The organism is Nonomuraea ferruginea, assembly GCF_039540635.1.
Taxonomy (GTDB): Bacteria; Actinomycetota; Actinomycetes; order Streptosporangiales; family Streptosporangiaceae; genus Nonomuraea; species Nonomuraea ferruginea.
Genome location: NZ_BAABFD010000005.1, coordinates 95,589 through 116,137 on the forward strand (window position 1 = coordinate 95,589; position 20,549 = coordinate 116,137).

The 20,549-nt window shown below is 71.8% G+C and carries 19 protein-coding genes; 6 read left to right on the plus strand and 13 right to left on the minus strand.

Annotated elements, in window-relative coordinates:
* Window positions 1–78: 78 nt before the first annotated feature.
* Window positions 79–1,485 (minus strand): MFS transporter, encoded by a 1,407-nt coding sequence (locus ABD999_RS11375; protein WP_271278811.1) that lies wholly within the window; start codon window positions 1,483–1,485, stop codon window positions 79–81.
* An 89-nt stretch (window positions 1,486–1,574) separates the two neighbouring features.
* Between ABD999_RS11375 and ABD999_RS11380 the strand changes: the two genes are divergently transcribed.
* Together ABD999_RS11380 and ABD999_RS11385 are read left to right on the plus strand one after the other, a co-directional pair.
* Entirely contained in the window at window positions 1,575–2,168 is a 594-nt protein-coding gene (locus tag ABD999_RS11380; protein WP_271278810.1) for a TetR/AcrR family transcriptional regulator, read from the plus strand.
* A gap of 172 nt (window positions 2,169–2,340) precedes the next feature.
* A complete protein-coding gene (locus tag ABD999_RS11385; RefSeq protein ID WP_271278809.1) occupies window positions 2,341–3,240 on the plus strand; it encodes an SDR family NAD(P)-dependent oxidoreductase in 900 nt (299 codons plus the stop codon).
* A 150-nt stretch (window positions 3,241–3,390) separates the two neighbouring features.
* Here the strand turns inward: ABD999_RS11385 and ABD999_RS11390 are convergent, their stop codons facing one another.
* The 7 genes from ABD999_RS11390 to ABD999_RS11420 form a co-directional block, all read right to left on the minus strand.
* Window positions 3,391–4,269 (minus strand): ABC transporter ATP-binding protein, encoded by an 879-nt coding sequence (locus ABD999_RS11390; protein WP_345482679.1) that lies wholly within the window; start codon window positions 4,267–4,269, stop codon window positions 3,391–3,393.
* Window positions 4,270–4,320: 51 nt separating this feature from the next.
* Window positions 4,321–5,088: an enoyl-CoA hydratase/isomerase family protein gene (locus ABD999_RS11395; protein WP_345482680.1), complete on the minus strand. Its 768-nt coding sequence runs from the start codon at window positions 5,086–5,088 to the stop codon at window positions 4,321–4,323.
* On the minus strand, window positions 5,085–5,696 hold the full coding sequence (locus tag ABD999_RS11400) for a carboxymuconolactone decarboxylase family protein (RefSeq protein WP_219548122.1): 612 nt from the start codon (window positions 5,694–5,696) through the stop codon (window positions 5,085–5,087). Before ABD999_RS11400 ends, ABD999_RS11395 begins: the two co-directional genes overlap by 4 nt.
* A 29-nt stretch (window positions 5,697–5,725) precedes the next feature.
* Window positions 5,726–6,568 (minus strand): ABC transporter permease, encoded by an 843-nt coding sequence (locus ABD999_RS11405; protein WP_271279437.1) that lies wholly within the window; start codon window positions 6,566–6,568, stop codon window positions 5,726–5,728.
* The gene (locus tag ABD999_RS11410; protein WP_271279436.1) at window positions 6,565–7,629 is read right to left on the minus strand and encodes an ABC transporter substrate-binding protein; all 1,065 of its coding nucleotides are present in this window, start codon (window positions 7,627–7,629) and stop codon (window positions 6,565–6,567) included. The genes ABD999_RS11405 and ABD999_RS11410 overlap by 4 nt, the downstream gene beginning before the upstream one ends.
* A 95-nt stretch (window positions 7,630–7,724) precedes the next feature.
* Window positions 7,725–9,599 carry a CocE/NonD family hydrolase gene (locus ABD999_RS11415; RefSeq protein ID WP_271279435.1) on the minus strand — a complete coding sequence of 625 codons (1,875 nt, stop codon included), beginning with the start codon at window positions 9,597–9,599 and terminating at the stop codon, window positions 7,725–7,727.
* Complete coding sequence (locus ABD999_RS11420) at window positions 9,599–10,615, minus strand: fumarylacetoacetate hydrolase family protein (RefSeq protein ID WP_271279434.1); 1,017 nt, start codon at window positions 10,613–10,615, stop codon at window positions 9,599–9,601. Before ABD999_RS11420 ends, ABD999_RS11415 begins: the two co-directional genes overlap by 1 nt.
* Window positions 10,616–10,782: 167 nt before the next feature.
* Here ABD999_RS11420 and ABD999_RS11425 point away from each other — a divergent pair, with 167 nt between their 5' ends.
* Both ABD999_RS11425 and ABD999_RS11430 read left to right on the plus strand, forming a co-directional pair.
* Window positions 10,783–12,027: an LLM class flavin-dependent oxidoreductase gene (locus ABD999_RS11425; protein WP_271279433.1), complete on the plus strand. Its 1,245-nt coding sequence runs from the start codon at window positions 10,783–10,785 to the stop codon at window positions 12,025–12,027.
* Between the two features lie 148 nt (window positions 12,028–12,175).
* Window positions 12,176–13,321, plus strand: a complete 1,146-nt coding sequence (locus ABD999_RS11430) for an alpha/beta hydrolase family protein (protein ID WP_148030967.1) — start codon at window positions 12,176–12,178, stop codon at window positions 13,319–13,321.
* Window positions 13,322–13,385: 64 nt separating this feature from the next.
* Here the strand turns inward: ABD999_RS11430 and ABD999_RS11435 are convergent, their stop codons facing one another.
* The 5 genes from ABD999_RS11435 to ABD999_RS11455 form a co-directional block, all read right to left on the minus strand.
* The gene (locus tag ABD999_RS11435) at window positions 13,386–13,814 is read right to left on the minus strand and encodes a Zn-ribbon domain-containing OB-fold protein (RefSeq protein ID WP_148030966.1); all 429 of its coding nucleotides are present in this window, start codon (window positions 13,812–13,814) and stop codon (window positions 13,386–13,388) included.
* Entirely contained in the window at window positions 13,811–14,980 is a 1,170-nt protein-coding gene (locus tag ABD999_RS11440; protein ID WP_148030965.1) for an acetyl-CoA acetyltransferase, read from the minus strand. The genes ABD999_RS11435 and ABD999_RS11440 overlap by 4 nt, the downstream gene beginning before the upstream one ends.
* 66 nt (window positions 14,981–15,046) lie before the next feature.
* Window positions 15,047–16,264, minus strand: a complete 1,218-nt coding sequence (locus tag ABD999_RS11445) for an acyl-CoA dehydrogenase family protein (protein WP_187281100.1) — start codon at window positions 16,262–16,264, stop codon at window positions 15,047–15,049.
* Window positions 16,261–17,841: a class I adenylate-forming enzyme family protein gene (locus ABD999_RS11450; RefSeq protein ID WP_271279432.1), complete on the minus strand. Its 1,581-nt coding sequence runs from the start codon at window positions 17,839–17,841 to the stop codon at window positions 16,261–16,263. Before ABD999_RS11450 ends, ABD999_RS11445 begins: the two co-directional genes overlap by 4 nt.
* A 1-nt stretch (window position 17,842) precedes the next feature.
* Window positions 17,843–18,736 (minus strand): SDR family NAD(P)-dependent oxidoreductase, encoded by an 894-nt coding sequence (locus tag ABD999_RS11455; protein ID WP_271279431.1) that lies wholly within the window; start codon window positions 18,734–18,736, stop codon window positions 17,843–17,845.
* Between the two features lie 138 nt (window positions 18,737–18,874).
* Between ABD999_RS11455 and ABD999_RS11460 the strand changes: the two genes are divergently transcribed.
* Together ABD999_RS11460 and ABD999_RS11465 are read left to right on the plus strand one after the other, a co-directional pair.
* A complete protein-coding gene (locus tag ABD999_RS11460) occupies window positions 18,875–20,026 on the plus strand; it encodes an acyl-CoA dehydrogenase family protein (protein ID WP_271279430.1) in 1,152 nt (383 codons plus the stop codon).
* Window positions 20,023–20,505: a flavin reductase family protein gene (locus tag ABD999_RS11465; protein ID WP_261808478.1), complete on the plus strand. Its 483-nt coding sequence runs from the start codon at window positions 20,023–20,025 to the stop codon at window positions 20,503–20,505. Before ABD999_RS11460 ends, ABD999_RS11465 begins: the two co-directional genes overlap by 4 nt.
* Window positions 20,506–20,549 lie beyond the last annotated feature (44 nt).

Here is a 20,549-nt window from a genome sequence, read left to right on the forward strand (position 1 = left end):
GTACGCGCCGACGCCCTCGCGGCGCAGGCCGGGTACGCGCCGAGCGGTCTTCCCGGCCTGATCCGCGTCATCACGTGCCTAGTTCGGCGTGGAGGGAATGGGATCCCCTTGTCTCGACCGGCCGGGCGTCACCAGGGCGGCGACGACGACGCCGGCGCCCGCCGCGACGGCGGCCACGGTGAACCCGCCGGCGAAGCCGCTCAGCGTGGTTCCCGCCAGGCTCGCGGCGGCGACGCTGGAGACGACCGCGGCGCCGAGTGAGGCGCCGAACTCGTGGAAGGTGCTCACGATGCCGGAGGCGATCCCGGCCTCATGGGGCGCCACCTGGCCAAGCGCGGTCGCCGAGGCGACGACGAACAGCGCGCCGGTGCCCGCGGCGGCGACGGAGACGCCGACCACGACGACGGCGGGATGCATCGACACGGCCGGTGCGGCCAGGCCGAGAGCCGCGACCGCCAGTCCGGCGACGGCCGGCGCGCGTCCGCCCCAGCGGCCGATCACGCGGCCGGTCAGGTTGGCCCCGAGCATCGTGGCCACCGCGACGGGGAGGAACAACAGGCCCGTGTGCAGCGCGCCGTATCCCTGAGCCTGCTGGAAGTAGAAGGTGCCCAGGAAGAACACGGCGATCATCAGGGCCGTCGCCATCAGGATGAGGAACGCGCCCGCCGCCACGGGCCGCCGCGCGAGCAACCGGACGTCCATCAGCGGCGACCGCGCCCGCCTCTGCCACACGACGAACAGGACGTAACCCACCGCGGCGGCCAGGACGAGCCAGCCGGTGAACTGCGTGAGCCAGCCCCGCTCACCGGCGGCGATGAGAGCGTAGATCAGCGACGCGGTGGAGGCCGTCACCAGGATCGCGCCGAGGACGTCCAGCCGTGACCGTTCGGCCCCCCAGGTCGGCAGCCGCGGCACGAGGGCGGCGAGCACCGCGGCGATCACCAGCCCGATGGGCACGTTGACGTAGAAGACCCACGACCATCCTGGGCCCGCCGTGAGGAGGCCGCCGACCAGGACGCCGAGGGCGGCTCCGCCTCCGCCGAGCGCGGACCAGACGCCCAGGGCCTTGTTCCGCTCGTCGCCGTCGAACAGGGCCACCACCAGGGACAGCGCCGAGGGTGACAGCAGGGCCGCGCCGACCCCCTGGGCGATGCGGCCGCCCACGAGCATGGCCGCGGATTCCGCCAGTCCGGTGACCAGTGACGCCGCGGTGAAGAGAAGGAGCCCGGTGAGCATGACGCGCTTGGCGCCCACCAGGTCCGAGATCCGCCCGCCGAGCAGCATGAGTCCGCCGAAGGTGAGCGTGTAGGCGCTGACGGTCCAGGTCAGCGCCTCGCGGGTGAGCCCGAGTTCGGTCTCGATGTGGGGCAGGGCGATGGCGACGACGGTGACGTCGAGGATCAGCATGAGCTGCGCCACGCCGAGAAGGCCGAGAACGTGCCAGCGCGCCGGGTGTGCGCCTGGCTGGGCGATCTGTTGGTTCATGAGGTCTCCATGGCAAGAACTCGTACGTCCATGTACGAGCTTTGCCCTGACTATAACTCGTATGTGCGCGTACGCGTTAGAGTGCCGACATGGCTGAGCCGTCCATGCGCCCCAAGCGCCGCGCCGATGCCGAGCGCAGCATCGCCCGCATCGTGTCCGCGGCACGCGCCCTGCTGAGCTCCGACCCGAACGCGAAGACGGACGACATCGCGAAGGCGGCGGGCGTGGGGCGGATGACCCTGTACGGGCACTTCGGCACCCGCGCCGAACTCGTCGAAGCGGCGCTCGTGGACGCGTTGAAGGCCGGCGACGAAACCCTGTCGGCCGTCGACCTGACAGGGAACGCCCGCGAGGCCATGACCCGCCTGCTGGCGTCGAGCTGGCAGATCGTGGCCGAGTCCGCGGCCCTGCTCGCCGCGGCCGAGGAGGTCCTCCCCGCGGGACGGATCAGGGAACTGCACGAGAGACCGGTCCGGCGCATGACCGAGCTCGTCAGCCGCGGCCAGGAGCAGGGCGTCTTCCGCGCCGACCTGCCCACCACATGGCTGGTCAGCGTCGTCCAGTACATTCTGCACGGGGCGGCGACCGAAATACGGGCGGGACGCCTCGCTCCTCACGACGCCGCGGAAGTGGTGACGAAATCCGTGGAGTCGGTGCTGACCGGCCAGGCCGTCAAGAGATGAATTCGACCAGGAGAACAAAGAAAGAAAACAGCAGGTCGAAGGCCGGATTCTCGTCATTCACGAGAATCTCCGTCCATTCTAATCGTGACCTATGTCATTGAATTTATCGCCTTAAATGCTCCTATAATCGGAGACAAAGGCGGGATTCGATGAACAGCGCATGGAGAACGGCATGATGATTTCACCCGGCCCGTACGACGAGTTCGATCTGACGGGACACGCGTGCGTCGTCACCGGGGCCGCGCAGGGCATCGGCGCCGCCGAGGCGCGGCTGCTCGCGCGGCGCGGTGCGGCGGTGCTGTGCGCGGACCTGGCGGACACCGGGCCGTTGGTGGCGGAGATCCGCGACGAGGGCGGCATCGCCCTCTCCTGGCAGGGGGACCTCACCGAGCGGGGAGCGGCCGAGGACGTTTTGGCCGCCGCGGAGGGTTCCGGGCGGCCGGTCTCGGTTCTGGTCAACAACGCCGGCATCGTCCGTGACCGGATGGTCTTCAACCTGGACGACGCCGACTGGGACGCGGTGCTCGCGGTGAACCTGACCGCGCCCTTCCGGCTGTGCCGTGCCCTGGCCCGGCACTGGCGCGGGCAGCCGCGGCGCGCGGGACGGCGGATCATCAACACGAGCAGCGAGTCGGGGCTCTACGGCAACGCCGGGCAGAGCAACTACGCGGCGGCCAAGGCCGGTCTCGCCACCCTGACCTTGACCCTCGCCGCCGAGCTCTCCCGCTACGGGGTCCGCGTCAACGCGATCGCCCCCAGGGCACGCACCCCGATGAGCGAGGCCGCGTTCGGCACACTGCCGGGCGGCGCGCTGCCGCCCGACCGCGTCGCGGCCCTGGTCGCCTGGCTCGCCGGCCCGTCCGGCGAGGACGTCACCGGGCAGGTCTTCGTCGTCGCCGGGGACACCGTGCGGCGGATGCGCACCTGGTCGCCGGTGCGCGCGGCCCGGCAGCCGGAGGAGTGGTCGCCCGAGACGAGCAAGCGCTTCCTGGCGGAGCTCTTCGACGGCGACGCCACACGTCACGAGCCCGCTCCGATCAGCGCCCTGTTCACCGGCGAAGCCACCGGGTAGCGCCCCGGCGGACCGGCCGCCGAGATCGGCGATGGTTTGGCGGGCCTGGTGCGGCGGGACCGGTCCCGCCGCACCAGGCCCGCCGATGCGAGGGACGGAGCCCGCCGCACCAGGCCCGCCGGCGCGAGGGGCCGGGACGGACGTACGTGATCAGGCACCGGTCCGCGTGTCCTGGGCCGTGCCGGGGATGAGGGACCGCCGGACCTCTTCCTCGATGAGGTTCCAGATGTGGTCGACATAGCCGGTGAACCTCTCCCCGCGCTTGGTGTGCAGATCGCGGGGGCGGGGGATGTCGATGCGGATCTCCTCACGGATGCGCCCGGGGTGGGCGGCCATCACGATCACCCGGTCGGCGAGCAGTACGGCCTCGTCGAGCTGGTGCGTGATGAACACCACGGTCTTGCGCTGCTTCGTCCAGATGTCGAGCAGCTCGGTCTGCATCACCTCGCGGGTCTGCGCGTCGAGGGCGGCGAAGGGCTCGTCCATCAGCAGCAGGGTCGGGTCCACCGCGAGGGCGCGGGCCAGGTTGACCCGCTGGCGCATGCCGCCGGAGAGCTGGTGCGGGTAGTGGTTCTCGAACCCGCGCAGCCCGACGAGCTCGATGCACTCCCTGCTCCGCGCGTCCGTCTCCGCCGAGCGACGGCCGCGGACGTCCAGGCCGAAGCGGACGTTCGCGAGCACGGTCCGCCACGGGTAGAGGGAGTCCTGCTGGAATACCACCGCCATGTCGCCGTGGCGGGGATGCGCCGTACGCCCGGACACGCGCACCTCGCCGGCCGACGGCGCGATCAGCCCGTCGATGGTCTTGAGCAGCGTGGTCTTGCCGCAGCCGCTCGCGCCGACGACGCAGACGAACTCCCCGTCCTCGACGGTGAGGCTGACACCGTCGAGGACCGTGGTGAAGGCGCCGCCGACCTCGTAGCCGACCGACAGCCCGTCGATCTCCAGCAGCGGCGACGCCCCCGGCGGGAGGGGAGCTTCGATGGGGTTCTGGCCGCCGGCGGGGCGACGGCGGAAGGACCGGAGCATACGGCTTCCTCTCTCGAACTCGGCTCCCGGAGCGGCCGGGCACGGCCGATGTCAGTCGCGGGCATCCTGGGAGAAAGAGCGGGCGTCGACGGCGGCGAGGGATTCCAGGGCGAGTCCGTGGGCGAGACCGAACTGCAGCTCGCGGCGGATCAGCATGGTGAGGCACGCGCGGGTGTAGCGGAGCATGAGCGTGGTGTTGGCGGCGAGCTCGCGGGCGAGCTCCCAGGCCCGGTCGAGCAGCCGGTCCGGCGGCAGCACCTCCGCCACCAGGCCGAGTTCCAGGGCTTCGCGGGCGCCGATGGTGCGCCCGGTGAGCAGGAAATGCCGGGCCCTGTTCATGCCCAGGAGCCACGGCCAGACGACGTGGACGCCGTCGCCGGGCACCACCCCGGCGACGACGTGCTGGTGGTCGGCGAAGACGGCGGTCTCCGAGGCGAGGACGATGTCGGAGAGGAGGGCGAGCTCGGCGTGCTCGGTGGCCGGGCCGTTCACCGCGGCGATGATCGGCACCTCGATGTCGAGCAGGTCGAAGAGCATGTGCCGCCCCTCGTGCGCCACCCGGTCCCAGCCCTGCGGGGTGGTGTTGCGCTTCTCGAACGCCATCTCGGTGAGGAAGTCGGGGCCGCTGCCGGTGAGGATGACGACGCGGTTGTCCGGGTCGGTGGCGATCTGCCGGAACGCCTCGGGCAGTTCGCGGTGCGCCCGCTCCGACCACTTCAGCGATCCGCCGTCGGTGTGCAGGGTCACCTGGAGGATGCCGTCCTCCCGCGCCATCCGCACGTCGCCGAAGCGGTCCCGGTACTCCTCGAACCTGCTCACCGCCCCTCCTCCCCGGGCCGCCGGCCGTCGGGCGCCCACGGCTGGTAGCCGGGTTCCAGCGGTACCTGGAAGGTGTCCATCAGCATGGTCAGCGCCCGCCAGATCGCGATGACGTAGCAGATCTCGACCACCTCGCCGTCGTTCGCGAGCACCTCCTTCAGGTCGCCCAGGGTCTTCTCGGAGACCCGGTCGTCGCGGGCCATCTCGTCGACCGCGCGCATCACGGCGCGTTCTGCGGGCCCGAATCCTTCGTACGCCGCGCCCTCGCGCACGCCGAGCACGTCGGCGGGCCGCTTGCCCGGCAGGTCGACGTCGACGGTCGGCGCGTAGTGGTGCGCCCACAGGTACGTGGAGCCGGTCACCCAGGCCACGCGCATGATCGCGAGCTCGCGCAGCCGGGTCGCCTCGGGCCTGCGGGTCAGTCTCCCTTCCCAGAGGATGCGGTCGTTGATCTCGTTCTCGACGCGGGCGGACTGCGGCGAGTTCAGCAGCAGCCGGTAGAAGAAGATGCGCGACATCTCCTCGCGCATGCCCGCCTCGACGGCGATCCGCGCCGCCTCCTCGACGGGGAGCATCGGGATCAGGCCCTGGGGTTCGTCGGTCGGCATAGCCGTGGTCTCCCTGTCGTGGGTGCGGGTCATCCCTGGCCTGACTGCCAGGGGGCGACCCGCCGTTCCAACCATTCGAAGATCTTGACGAGCAGCACGCCGGTGACGGAGAAGATGAGCACCCCGGCGAGCAGCACGTCGGTCTGGAAGTACTGAGAGGACACGAGGATCCGGTAGCCGAGGCCGCTCTGGGAGCCGAAGAGCTCGCCGACGACGACGCCGATGAGCCCGCGCCCGATGCCCATGCGGATGCCGGCGACCAGGAACGAGACGGAGGTCGGGAACCGGACCATGGTGAACAGCTGCAGGCGGCTCGCGCCGAACGACCGGGCCGCCTCCAGGTGCTGCGGGTCCGTCGCCCGGATCCCGGCGTCGGTGTTGATCGCGATGGGCAGGACGACGAGCATGAACACCAGGAGCACGGTCTTGGTCTCGCCGATGCCGAACCAGAGGATGAACAGCGGCGCGAGCGCGACGAGCGGGGTCGCGTACAGCCCGTTGATGAGCGGGTCGATGTAGTCCTTGGCGCGGCGGCTGGTGCCGAGGAGCAGCCCGAGCAGCACCCCGGCCACGAGCCCGGCGCCGAACCCCTTGAGGAACTCGTCCGCGCTGACGAGCAGGTCCTGCTGGAGCGTCCCGTCCGCCCACATCGTGCCGACCGCCTGGACGGTGCTGATCGGTCCGGCCAGGAAGAGCGGGTTGGCGACGAGATACTCGGCCGCGACATGCCAGACCACGAGGAAGCCGGCGAAGCTGACGACGGCCCGGTAGCCGCGCCATCGGCGGCCGGAGCCCTTCCGCCGGCGCGGCCCCGGCGCGGGGGGCGTGGTGGTGTGCCGCGCCCGCCGCTCGCGGGAGGTCACGCCGCTCATGCCGCCGTCTGGCCCTCGGGAAGCAGGCCCTTGGGGCCCGGGCCGTTCTTGACCGAGTCGGGCAGTTCGTCGAAGGCGGCCTTGACGTGGGAGTTCTCGATCAGTCCCGCGATGTCGGACGGCACGGAGGCGTCCAGGGAGCCGCCGGACTTCATCAAGGAGATCGTCCGGGGGATCACCTCGTCGGCGATGACGCCGTCGCGCGGGTACGCCCCGGAGGTCACCCAGGTGTAGGAGGCTTCGGCGACGTCCGGCTCGACCTGCGCGTTCCTGGCCAGCAGGTCGATCACCCGGTCCTTGTTCGCCGGGTCGTAGAGGAAGGCGATGGAGGCGAGATAGCCCTTGAGGAAGGCGCGCGTGGCGTTGGGGTGCTCGGCGACCCAGTTCTTCAGGGCTATGATGCCGAAGAAGGACAGGTCCTGGTATTCGGGCACCTGCTGCAGGTCGTACAGGATCTTGTAGCCCTGCCGTTCCAGCAGCGTGGACGTGGGCGGCAGCACCGCGATGCACTTGATCTGGCCGGACTGCAGGGCGGCGAGGGCGGGGCCGGCGTTGAGGTTGACGTTCGTGAGCTTGAAGTCGGCGCCCACCTTCAGCTTGCCGCCGTGCTCCATCATCTTCGACAGGTAGAGGGCGTCGCCGATCCCCTCCGGGTTCTGCGCGCCGCACGTCGCGCCCCTGAGGTCCTCGAAGGACCGGACCTCCTTGGGCACGACCAGATACTCGGGGTACGACCGGTAGCCCTCGGCGACGGCGATGACGCGCGGGTCCTTCTGGTGGGCGAGGACGACGGCGTCGTACACGGTGGAGGTGAACTGCACCGAGCCGCCGATCATGGCGGCGAGCGCGTTCGGGCTGGACTGCGAGTAGATCATCGACACGTCCAGGCCGTGCTCCCTGAAGATGCCGAACTCGACGCCGACCTGGATGGCCCAGTTGCCGGCGTTGGCGGTGACGCCGCTGAAGGTCACCTTGTCCACCTCGGGCCCGGCGGCGCCCGCCGTGCTCGTCTCGGGAGTGGCGGCGGGGGGTTCGCCGGCGCCGCACGCTCCGGCTGTCACCAACAGGACTGTCGCGGCGAGGATCCGAAGGGCACGGGCGGCACAGGTGGGGGGCATCGAAACTCCTAGGCGGGATTCGCGTGCGTTGCTCGACCTCACCCGAACGCCGTTATCGGCATCGTTACCGGCGCGCGGGCGGGGGCGGACGATCGGGGCGGCCACGGCGGAGTGGCCTGCGGCGACTCCGTTACCGGGCCGCCGCGACAGGTCACGGGGCGGGTTCCTCGGCGTTCCTCGGCCGGGTCCTCGGCGGGGACGAGAGGGAGGACGAGCGCCGACGGGTGGCGGTCGTCGTGGACGACGGTCTGCCGCGCGGGGCGCAGGTCCTCGGGCGCGGTGGCGGTGCCGTCCTCGGTGCCGGCGTGGCGGTCGTACTTGGGGAACGAGCTGCTGGAGACCTCCAGCCGGATCCGGTGACCCGGCAGGAAGACGTTGCCGGTGGCGATCAGGTCGACTTCGACGCGGACCGGCCCGGACCCGGCGGCGGCGACCTCCGCCGCGGTCACCCGCCGGATGCCGTCGCAGAGCAGGAACGCCCGGCCGTCGGGGTGGACGTCGACGAGCTTCGCCGTCACGTCCGTGGCGGGAGCGTCGGTGACCAGGTGCAGGACGGCGTGGACGGGGCCGATCACCTCGACCGGGCCGGTCAGCGGGTCGCTGCTGTAGACGAGGACGTCGTCGCGGTCCTCGATCGCGCTCTGGTCCATCGGGCCGGAGTTCGCCGCCGGGTTGGGCAGGTAGGTCGCGCCGCCGCGGGTGGGCACGGGGTCGCGCGGGTCGTACCGGAACGTGTCGGGCGGCTGCGGCCCCTCGGGAGGTGTGCGGGACAGGCGGCCGTCGCCGTGGCGGGAGTTGGCGGCTCCCCCGCTGTGCAGGTACCAAGGGGTGGCGCGGGCGCGGGCGAGCGGCCACTCCCGCTCGTCGCGCCACTCGTCCACGCCCATGACGAACACGCGCACCGGCGGCAGCTCGGGACCGCCGGCGCCGGACAGATGCTGGGCGAACCAGGCGAGCTGCAGTCCTTCCATGTCGATCGCGGCGGGGAATCGCCGCTCGGGGCCGCAGGCGTCGCCGAACAGGGCGGGCGACCACTGCGTCCACGGGCCGATGATCAGGCGCTGCCGTTCGGCCGCCGGGCCGCCCGCGGCCTTGATCGTCTCGTACGCGGCCAGGTTGCCGTCGAGGTGGACGTTGTACCAGCCGGCGACGTGCAGCACGGGCAGGTCGGTCGCGGCGAGCGCGTCACGGGCGCTGAGCGCGTGCCAGTACGGGTCGCCGGGCGGGTGGGCGAGCCATTCGCGGTAGTGCGGGGCGATGCCGTCCAGGGCGGGCGCGTCCGTCAGCGGCAGCCTCCCGAAGGCCGCGTCCGGGTCGCGCAGGGCGCCGGCGAGCGCCCGCGCCGCGTCCTGGTGCGCGGCCGCGCCGTCGCGGGCTGTCGCGCGGCGGAGCTGGTCGGGGGCGAGGTTCGCCAGGCTCCACCACAGGTTGAAGCCGAGCTGGAACGCGCCGCCGCGCCAGACCCAGCCGCTGTCGTACTCGGACGCGGTGAAGTGCGGCACGATCGTGCGCAGCGCCGGCGGCCGGCAGCGCAGCGCCTGCCACTGCGGGACGCCGTTGTTCGACGCCCCGTACATGCCGACCTGGCCGCTCGACCACGGTTGCGCGGCGGCCCAGCCGACGCACGCGGCGGCGTCCTCGCCTGAGCCGGCGAACGGGCGGAACGGCTCGTCGCCGCCGGAGCGGAACCGGCCGCGGGCGTCCGCCACGACGACCACGAAGCCGTGGTCGACCGCCCGCTCGGGGTTGATCACGCCGTAGACGGAGGCCCAGTTCGCCTTGTCGTAGGCGGTGTACTGGAGCAGCACCGGCCGCGGTCCCGCCGCCGGGTCGCGGTACACGTCGGCCCGGAGCACGACGCCGTCGGGGAGCGGGATCGGCACGTCCCGCTCGCGCAGGATCGCCGGGCGCATCAGGATTCCCCCGCGCGCTCCACGCGGGTCTCCAGCGCGCCGAGCCCGTCGATCTCCAGCCGGATCACGTCGCCCGGCTTGATCCAGCGGTCGATCTCGATCCCGGCGCCGGTGCCGACCGTCCCGGAGCCGAGCATGTCGCCGGGCAGCAGCGTCTCCCCCGCCGAGGCGTGCGCCACGATCTGCTCGATGGACCAGTGGATCGACCCGGCGGAGCCCCGCGACCACAGCTCGCCGTTGACGAAGGCCCGCATGCCGGCCTCGAAGGGGCGGGGGATCTCGTCGGCGGTGACGAGGTAAGGCCCGGTGGCGCAGCCGCGGTCGAAGCCCTTGGTCTTGGCCGGGCCGACCGCGGTACCCATCTCGCGGCGCTGGACGTCGCGGCAGGACAGGTCGTTGAAGATGGTGAGCCCGGCGATGTGGTCCCAGGCCCGCTCGGGCGGGATGTCCCGGCCGCTCCTCCCGATGACGATCGCGAACTCCAGCTCGTAGTCGAGCTTCTCGGTGTACGCCGGCCACTGTCCGACCTCGTCAGGGCCGAACACCGACGCGCTGCGGGTCACGTAGTGGGAGGGCGCCTCGTACCACGCCGGCGGGACCTCCCTGCCCAGGTTTCGCAGGGCGTTGACCATGTGGTCCTCGAAGGCGAAGAAGTCGCGCAGCGCCGGCGGGCGGTCGACGGGGGCGAGCAGGCGGACCGCCTCGCGCGCGTGGGCGTGCGGGCCGAGCGGGCCGGTCTCCCGCCGCGCGGCCTCAGGGTCGCCGAGCGCGCCGAGGAGCCGCTCCGCCTCACGCTGGGCGCGTCCGCCGGAGCCGAGCAGGGCGACCGTGCTCCCCGGGAAGGTGGCGCGGGCGAGCTCCGCGGCGCGGCCGGGCTCGCCGCCGTCGGCGACGATCTCGGAGGCCAGCAGCGCGGCCAGGTCGACGATGACCGGCGCGTCGAGCGCCCCCACCGCGGCCCCCGCGCGCACCTCCGCGTCCGGCCAGCCGTGCGGCGTGAAGCGGCAAATCCTCATCTGGAACCCTCCGTAGATCATGGCCGGCTGCCGGGTTTGTCGTGCGGCAGGTTCTATTTCCGAGGCCGTTACTCCCTCATTAACGGCGGCGCGGAACGGCCCGGTAACTGCGCGCCCGTTGGATGACGGCGAAGGATTCTGTCAGCCAGCTGCTGAGGAGCGAGATTTTGAGTGTCAAGGCGATCGTGCAGCTCTATCCGGTCATTCCGGCCGAAGGCGGTGCCGCGGGGCGTGCCGCCCGGCGCCCGCTCGGGCGGGATCGGGACGAGTTCCAGAAGGTGATGCGGGACTGGGCGAGGATCGCCAAGGCCGCCGAGGACCTGGGTTACTGGGGCATCGCCGGGATCGAGCATCATTTCCACTCCGAGGGCTACGAGGTGGCCCCGTCGCCCGGCGTGGTGAACGCGTGGCTCGCGGCGCACACGAGCCGGATCAACGTCGGCACCAACGGCTACGTGCTCGGCACCCATGACGCGATCCGCGTCGCCGAGGAGTGCGCGATGCTCGACCACATGCTCGAAGGCCGGTTCTGGGCCGGGGTCAGCCGCGGCTACCAGTCCCGCTGGACCGACGTGCTGGGCCAGCACCTGGGCACCCCGGCGACGCTCTCCGACGGCGGCTCCGCCGACAAGGAGAACCGCGTCATCTTCGAGGAGCAGGTCGAGCTGATGCTCAAGGCTTGGACCGAGGACTCCTTCGACTTCAACGGCGCCAAGTACCAGGTCCCGTTCCCGTACGACGCAGGCATCACCACCTATCCGGCCACCGACACCGCGTCGCTGATGGGCGCGGTGGACGAGGTCGACGAGAACGGCGTCATCCGGAAGATCTCGGTCACGCCGCCGCCGTACCAGCGGCCGCACCCGCCGGTGTTCGTGGCGTCGTCGAGCTCGGAGGAGTCGATCCGGTACTGCGCGCGCAACGGCTTCGTCGTCACCAGCTTCTCCCCCGCGGCGAAGACCGAGGAGTTCGCGAAGATCTACGCCGACGAGGCCGCCAAGGTGGGCCACCCGGTGCCGCTCGGCGCGAACCAGGCGCCCGTGCGCTGGCCGCACGTCACCGAGTCCGCGGCGGCGTACGACCAGGCCCTGCGCGACTACGACGCGGACATGTTCGAGAACTTCTACGCGAAGTTCTTCAAGAAGAAGATGCCGGTGAACGGGGACGTCGTGCAGGCCATCAAGGACTCCGGCCTGTTCCTCGGCGGCACCGTCGACCAGGCGAAGGCGCAGTTCGCCGCCGAGTGGGAGCAGGTCCCGTACGAGTACTCCGTGCTGATCTGGCACTGGGCGCAGCAGCCGACCGACGACCTGATCCGCGAGATGGAGCTGATGGCCACCAAGGTCTACCCGGAGATCGGCGGCCTGTCCGGCCCGCAGGAGCGTCCGCGGGCGCAGTGGGCCACCACCTGACCCGCCCGGCGCGCCGGCCCGCGCCTGCCGCGCGGCGGCGGGCGCGCCGGGTAACGCCATCCGTAATGCAACCGCTTGTACTGTACTGACCAGAGAGAACCGCACGGCCCCGGCCGCGCGTTGTCATACCGTTCCATGAGGAGTCGCCGTGTTCGAGTTCTTCCCGGGCGACCACGTCCGGTCGTCGAGCGTGAACCTGGCCCTGATGGCCGGCGGCTCGCTCGCCGACATCGGGCGCTGGCTCGGCCCGCTCCGGGACACGCCGGAGGCGGGCCTGGACGCCTGGGCGGCCGCCTGGGCGGGCATGGCCCACCAGCAGGAGGCGCTCGCCGCGGGCGACGTCCGCGCCGGATACCTGGCGGCGGCCGGCCGGCGGTATCTGCGCGCGTCGGTGTACCACGCGACCGCCCAGCGGCAGATCCCGCCGGGGCCGACGAAGTCGGAGAGCTACGCCGCGTCCCTGCAGGCCTTCGGGAACGCCATGGACTGCGGGGCCCTGCCGCTGGTGCGCGTCCACGTCGACTCCCCCGACGGCACGCTGCCCGGCTACCTGATCGCGCCGGACGCCGCCGACCCGCGGCCGGTGGTCATCGTGTACGGCGGGCTCGACCTGACCAAGGAGATGCTCTACGCCACCGTGGGCGCCGCGTTCGCCCGCCGCGGCATCACCTGCCTGGTCATCGACACCCCGGGCACCGGGGAGCTGATCCGGCTGCGCGGCGTGCCGTCCCGCCCCGACTACGAGGTGCCGACCGCGGCCATCATCGACCACCTCCAGGCCCGCCACGACGTGGACGCGCGGCATGTCGCCGTGCTCGGCGTCAGCTTCGGCGGCTACTACGCGGCCCGCTCGGCGGCGTTCGAGCCGCGGGTCTCGGCCTGCGTCTCGTGGGCGGGCAGCTGGGACTGCGGCGCGCTCTGGCGGCGGCGCTGGGACGAGGCCGAGGCCGAGCCGACGTCGTGGTTCCTGCCCTGGGTGACGGGCACCGGCACGATCGAGGAGGCGCTGGAGCGGCTGGAACTGTGGACGCTGGCCGACGTCTGGCCTCGGGTGACCCAGCCGCTGCTGATCGTGCACGGCGAGAACGACAGGGAGATCCCGGTCGCGGACGCGCGCCGCGCCTTCGAGGCCGCGGGCTCCGCCGACAAGCGGCTGCACGTCTTCGCCGCCGCCGACGGGGGCGCCGAGCACATCCAGTCGGACGACCCCGCCCCCGCCCTCGACCTGATCGCCGAGTGGCTCTCCCTGCGCATGCCGGTGCTGCCGGAGCCGCCGGTGCCCGCGCTCGCCTGAGCCCCGGACACGAGGAAGCCGGGAGGGGAATCCCCTCCCGGCTTCCGCGTTGCCGGGGAGCGGCTCAGGTGGCCGCCGGCCGCCAGAACGGCAGCGACGCCTCCTCGTTCAGCGGGACGAACTCGACCTCGACCCTCATCCCGATGCGCACCTCGTCGACCTCGCAGCCGATCACGTTGCCCATGATGCGGGGGCCCTCGTCGAGCTCGACGACGGCGACCGCGTACGGGGTCCACTGGTTGAACGGGTAGGCCCCCTGCTGGCGCACCACCGAGAAGGTGTGCACGGTGCCCCGGCCCTCCGTGGTGAGCCAGCCGGGCGTGTCACCGCACTCGACGCAGATCTGGCGAGGGTAGAACTGGCGGTGGCCGCAGCCCGGGCATTCCTGGACGAGCAGCTCGCCGCGGAGGGTGGCCTCCCAGTACGGGCGGCCGGCCGCGTCGAGCAGCGGGACCGGCCGGCCCTCCGTCGGCGGGGTGGTCACGTTCGTCATGCCTTGTCCTTTCCGAGTATCACGGTGCCCATCGCCGACAGCCAGCCGCCCGAGCCGCACGCGAGGGCCACCTCGGCGCCCGCCACCTGGGCGTCGCCGGCCTGGCCGCGCAGCTGCCTGGTGGCCTCGATGAGCAGGAAGATGCCGCGCATGCCGGGGTGGCAGGAGCTGAGCGCGCCGCCGTCGGTGTTCATCGGGAGGCTGCCGCCGAGCTGGAGCGCCCCGGAGGCGGCGAACGGGCCGCCCTCGCCCTTCTTGCAGAAGCCCAGGTCCTCCAGCATGAGCAGCGCGGTGATGGTGAAGCTGTCGTAGAGCTGTACGGTGTCGACGTCGTCGGGGGTGAGACCGGCCTGCGCGAACGCTTCCTTGCCGCTGCGCTCGGCCGCGGTGCGGGTGTAGTCGGGCATCTGGCTGATGTTCCAGTGGGTCTGGGCCGACGCCGCGCCGAGGATGTGGACCGGGGGCTGGCGCAGGTCGCGGGCGCGCTCGGCGGTGGTGACGATCACCGCGCCGCCGCCGTCGGAGACGACGCAGCAGTCGAACAGGTGCAGCGGGTCGGCGATCATGCGGGAGTTGACGACGTCCTCGACCGTCAACGGCTTGCGGTACTGGGCGTTGGGGTTGAGCCCGGCGTGCGTGCGGCAGGCCACGGCGATCGCGGCCAGCTGCTCGGAAGTGGTCCCGTACTCGTGCATGTGCCGCTGGGCGGCCATCGCGTACGCGCCGATCAGGGTGTTGCCCCAGGGCGCCTCGTACTGCAGCACGCCCGCGACCTGCTCGCCCGGCTTCTTCGCGCCGAAGCCGGGGTTGGTGCCCGACTTGGTGTACAGGTCGGAGCCGTAGACGATGAGCACGGTCTCGCACAGGCCGGCTTCGATCGCCGCCTTGGCGTGCTGGACGTGCAACTCGAAACTGGAGCCGCCGACGGCGGTGCCGTCGAAGTACCGGGGGTTGATGCCCAGGATCTCCGCCATGGTGCCGGCGTTGTCCGGCTGGGCGAAGTCGCCCTGGGCGCACATGAACCCGTCGATGTCGCTCTTGCGCAGGCCGCTGTCGGCGAGCGCCCGCTGGGTGGCGAGCACGTGGTGCCCGACCGCGTCGAGGTGCGGTGCCTTGGGGTAATCGCTCAGGCCGATGCCGGCGATCACTGGCGTACGGTCAGCCATGGATGTGTTGTCTCCTCGGATGCGCGAAGGGATGACGCGCCGCCTGCGGGCGGCGCGCCCGCGGTGTCAGGTCGAAGGGCGGGGTTCGCGGGGCAGGCCCAGGATGCGCTCGGCCATGATGTTGCGCATGATCTCGTCGGTGCCGCCGGCGATGCGCCGGGACGGCGCGCTGAGCGCGAGCTCGGCCCAGACGTAGGTGCCCCACTCGCCGGTGTCGGCCGTCATGCGCGGGCCGAGCACGCGGCCGGCGAGCTCGCCGATGGCGCGGACGTTCTCCGAGTCCATCAGCTTGATGATCGAGGCCTCGGCCCCCGGCTCGCCGCGGCCGGCGGCGCGGGCGGCGGTCCACCGGATCACGTCCCGCCGGATCGCGATCCGCGCGAACTCCTGGCGGATGTGCGGGTCGCCGTCGAGGCCGAAGTGCTGGATGAGACCGAGCAGCCGCTCGACCGGGTCGGTGGCGGGCGAGGCGGTGCGGTAGCCCATCGACGCCCGCTCGTTGCCGAGCGTGGTCATCGCCACCTTCCAGCCGTCGCCCGGCTTGCCGAGCACGTGGCTGTCGGGCACGAAGACGTCGTCGACGAACACCTCGTTGAACGCCTCGCCGCCGGTGAGCTGGCGCAGCGGGCGGACCTCGACCCCCGGATCGTGCATGTCGACCATCAGCATGGTGAGCCCGGCGTGCTTGGGCGCGTCCGGGTCGGTGCGGACGAGCATCTCGCCGATGTCGCTGTAGTGACCGCCGGAGGTCCACACCTTCTGCCCGGAGACCCGCCAGCCGTCGCCGTCGCGGACTCCCCTGCTCTTCACGCCGGCGAGGTCGGAGCCGGCCTCGGGCTCGGAGAAGAGCTGGCAGGCGAGGAGGTCCGCCCGGTACAGCGCCCGCAGGTACCTCTCCTTCACCTCCGGCGTGCCCCAGGCGAGCAGCGTCGGGGCGACGATGTGGTGGCCGACGATGAAGCAGGCCTCGGACGGCAGTTCGTAGTCGGCCGCGACCTCGTCGAACAGCTCCTGGTAGCGCTGGTCCCGGCCGGCCCCGCCGTACGCCACGGGGCCGGTGAGCCAGCCGAAGCCGGCGTCGAACAGCTCGCGGCGGAAGGCCACCGCGGCCGCGACCATGCTCAGCTCCTCCTCGCGGGTCGGTTCCGCGCCCGCGCTGAGCTCGTCGGGACCGTTGCCCCAGCCCTCCTCCCATTCCGGCAGGGGCTTGGCGTGGGTGTCGAGGAAGGCCCGGACGGCGTCCTGGAACGCGGTCTCGTCCGGGTTCCGGCGCTGGTCGTTCACGATTGCTCCCGAAGCAGGCGGTGGAGCACCTTGCCGCTGGCGTTCTTGGGCAGGGTCTCGGTGTGGACGCGGATGTGGTCGGGCACCTTGTACTTGGCCAGGCGCTCGCGGCAGAACCGCTGGAGCTCCTCCGGCGTGGCCTCGGTCCCCTCGGCGAGCACGACGTGGGCCCGCACGGTCTCGCCCCAGTGCGGGTCGGGGACGCCGACCACGGCGCACTCCACCACACCGGGGTAGGCGAACAGGGTGGTCTCGATCTCCAGCGGGTAGACGTTCTCGCCACCCCGGATGATCATGTCGTCCTTGCGGCCGGCGAGGTAGAGATAGCCGTCCTCATCGAGGTAGCCGAGGTCGCCGCCCTTGAACCAGCCGCCGGAGACGACCTGGGCGGTCTTCTCCGGCTGCCCGTGATAGCCGCTCATCACCATGTCGCTGCGGGTGACGATCTCGCCGACCTCGCCCACCGGCACCTCGTTGCCGGCGGCGTCCCAGATCTGCAGGTCGATGTTGAAGCCGGGGCGGCCGACCGACCCGAGCAGGTGCGGGTGGCCGTCGAGGGCGCGCACGTGGTCCTCGGGGGTGAGCACGGTCTGCATGCCCGCCTCGGTGCCGGCGCCGAAGCCGTTGTAGAAGTCGCACCGCATGATCGACATGGCCTGGGTGAGCAGGCCGGGCGACATCGGCGCGGCGCCGTAGAAGACGGAACGCAGCGTGGCGAAGTCGTCCGGTCTCACATCCGGCTGCCGGAGCAGGGCGCTGATCATGGTGGGGACGAGGAACACGTCGGTGAGCCCTTCGCGGCACCACCGCAGCAGTTCCGCCGGATCCCACTGGGGGACGATCAGGGACGCCGAGCTGCGGCAGATCGCGTTGAGCACGAGGCTGAGCCCGGCGACGTGGTAGAGCGGGGACGCCGAGTAGCGGAACTCGTCCCGCAGGAAGCGGTACTCCAGGACCGCGTTGGAGACCATCGTCTTCCACATGCGGTGCGACTGCATGACGCCCTTGGGCAGGCCGGTCGTGCCGCTGGTGTAGGCGAGCGCGACGATGTCCTCGTCGTCGACGACCGCCTCCCGCGGCGCGCCTCCGGCCCCGCGCCGGAGCACCTCCTCGAAGGGCGTCGTGCCCTCGCTCCCGCCGAAGCCCACGACGTGGTCGAGATGCTCCAGGTCGTCCCTGGCCGCCAGCACGTCCGGCGCGTACCGGTCCCCGACGAAGATCCAGGACGCCTCGGAGCTGCGCAGCAGCGTCGTGATCTCCGCGGGTGACAGCCGGAAGTTGAGCGGGACCGCGACCGCCCCGAGCTTGAACAGGGCGAGGAAGGTCTCCACGTACTCCGGCGAGTCGGTGTCGAGCACGGCGACCCGGTCCCCCTGCGCCAGGCCCATCGCCTGCAGACCGGAGGCGAGCCGGTGCACCCGGTCGCGCACCTCGGCGAACGTGCGCGTGCCTGACGGGGTGACGAAGCAGTCCCGGTGCGGCGAGCGCTTGGCCGCCATGTCGATCCACTCGCCGATCTGCGTCCTCGACAGGCGCCGCCCGGTCAGGGAGGCCGGGCGGAGGCGCTGCGCGGTCATCTCACTTCCCCAGCATCTTGGCGAGCAGGGTCATCTCGGCCATGCTGTTCTCCGGCACCACGTAGCCGGCGTCGTCGAAGATCTCGGTCAGGTTGTCGCGGACGTCCTCGGCGGTCAGGTCGCCGTTCAGGTATCCGCGGGTGACGCCGACGAACACGCGCGCCACGCGCCCGCCTCCCGCGCTGAGGATCTCGCCGGACGGCTCGCAGGAGTCGTGGCACAGGTACGCGACCACCGCCGAGACCAGCGCGGGGTCCAGGTGGTCCGCGAGCGGGTTGTCGAAGCCCTCGGTCATGCGGGTCTGCGCCACCGGGCCGATCGCGTTCGCCTTGATGTCGTACTTGCGGCCCTCGATCGCGAGCACCTTGATCAGGCCGACCAGGGCGAGCTTCGCCGCGGCGTACGACGACTGGCCGAAGTTGCCGAAGAACCCGGCCGACGACGAGGTCACCACGACCCGCCCGAACCCCTGCTCCCTGAAGTGCGCCCAGGCCGGGCGGGTGACGTTGAACGCGCCCTTCAGGTGCACGTCGAGCACCGGGTCCACGTCGTCGGTGCTGGTGTTGTGGAAGGTCTTGTCGCGCAGGATGCCCGCGTTGTTCACGATGACGTCGACCCGGCCGAACGCGGACAGCGCCGTGTCGATCACGGCCTGGCCGCCGGCCACGGTGGCGACCGAGTTCGTGTCGGCCACCGCGATGCCGCCGAGCTCCTCGATCTCCTTGACCACGATCGCCGCGCGGTCCTGCTCCACCCCGTCCCCGGACAGGGACGTGCCCATGTCGTTGACGACCACCTTCGCACCGCGGCGCCCGAGTTCGAGAGCGTGGGCCCGGCCGAGCCCTCCACCTGCTCCCGTGATGACGGCGACACGACCGTCGAAGCTGAGATCCACGGCAATTTCCTCCTTCTCGGGGCGGGGCACGCACCGGCGTCGGCACCAGCCGCACTCTTGCGCGCGAGGAGTTACTGCGGGCGTTACGGCTTCCGCCGCTCATGGCCGGTGCACGCCCGCGGCCTACCGTCCCCTGACATGAGCGGACTTCAACAGCTAGCCGACGCGACCGCGTCGTTCACCGGCCTCGCCGAGGAGCACGAGGACTTCCGGGAGAGCGTGCGGTCGTTCGTTGAGCACGTCTCACCGGAGACACAGGTACGCCGCCTCATGGAGGACGAGCGGGGTTACGACCCGCTGGTGTGGCGGCAGATGGCCGAGCAGCTCGGCCTGCAGGGGCTCGCCCTGCCCGAGCGCTTCGGCGGCTCGGGGGCGACCTTCCTCGAACTCGGCGTGGTGCTGGAGGAGATGGGCCGGGCGGTGATGTGCGCCCCGTTCTTCTCCACCGTGGTGCTCGCCGCCAACGCGCTGCTGCACTCCGGTGACGAGCAGGCGAAGGACGATTTCCTGCCGGGCATCGCGGCCGGCGAGACGATCGCCACGGTGGCGCTCACCGAGCGCTCCGGGTCGTGGTGGGGCGAGGACGTCGAGGCGCGCGCGGCCGTGGAGGACGGCATCTGGCGGCTGACGGGCGTCAAGTCGTTCGTCCTGGACGGGCACGTGGCCGACCTGCTGCTGGTCTTCGCCAGGACCGGCGCCAGCCTGTCGCTGTTCGCGGTCTTCGGGGAGGCCGCCGGGGTGACCAGGAAGCCGCTGCCCACCATGGACCAGACCCGCAGGCAGGCGGTGCTGGAGTTCGACCGCAGCCCGGCCAGGCTGATCGGGCCCGAGGGCGGCGCGGGGCCCGTGCTGGAGCGGGTGCTCGACCTGGCCGCCGCCGGTCTCGCCGCCGAGCAGGTCGGCGGGGCGCAGCGGTGCCTGGAGATGGCGGTCGAGTACGCGAAGGTGCGCAGCCAGTTCGGCCGGCTGATCGGGTCGTTCCAGGCGATCAAGCACAAGTGCGCCGACATGCTCATGGCGGTCGAAACAGCTCGGTCCGCGGCGCACTACGCGATGTACGCCGCCGGCGAGGACCTGCCGGAGCTGCCCGTGATCGCCAGCCTGGCCAAGGCGTACTGCTCGGAGGCCTACACGATGGTCGCCGGGGAGAACGTGCACGTCCACGGCGGCATCGGATTCACCTGGGAGCACCCGGCGCACCTGTACGTCAAGCGGGCGATGTCGTCGGCGCTGCTGTTCGGCGACCCCGACCGGCACCGGGCCCGGTACGCGGACGGGGTGGGACTGTGAGCACGCTCCCGGGCATCGCCCGCGACGACCTGCGCGGGGTGATGGCCTGCTTCGCGACCGGCGTCGCCGTGATCACCGCCGCCCAGCCCGGCCGGCCGCCGGTGGGCATGGCGGTCAACTCGTTCGTGTCGGTGTCGCTGGACCCGCCGCTGGTGCTGTTCTGCGCCGCGCACACCTCGTCCACGTGGCCGGCGATCCGCGCCGCCGGGCACTTCTGCGCGAACGTGCTCGCGGCCGGCCAGGAGGAGCTGGCCCGGGCGTTCGCCCGCAAGGGCGACCGGTTCGCGGGCGTGACGCACACCCCCGGCATCACCGGCGCGCCCGTGCTGCGCGACGTGCACGCGCACATCGAATGCAAGATCGTCGAGACGTACGAGGCCGGCGACCACACGGTGGTGCTCGGCCGCGTGCTCGATCTCGACGCCGACACCGAGGCCGCGCCGCTGCTGTTCTACCGCAGCGCCTACCGGCTGTTCTGACGCCCACCCGCGATCACTGACCCGGAACGTACAGGAGGACACAC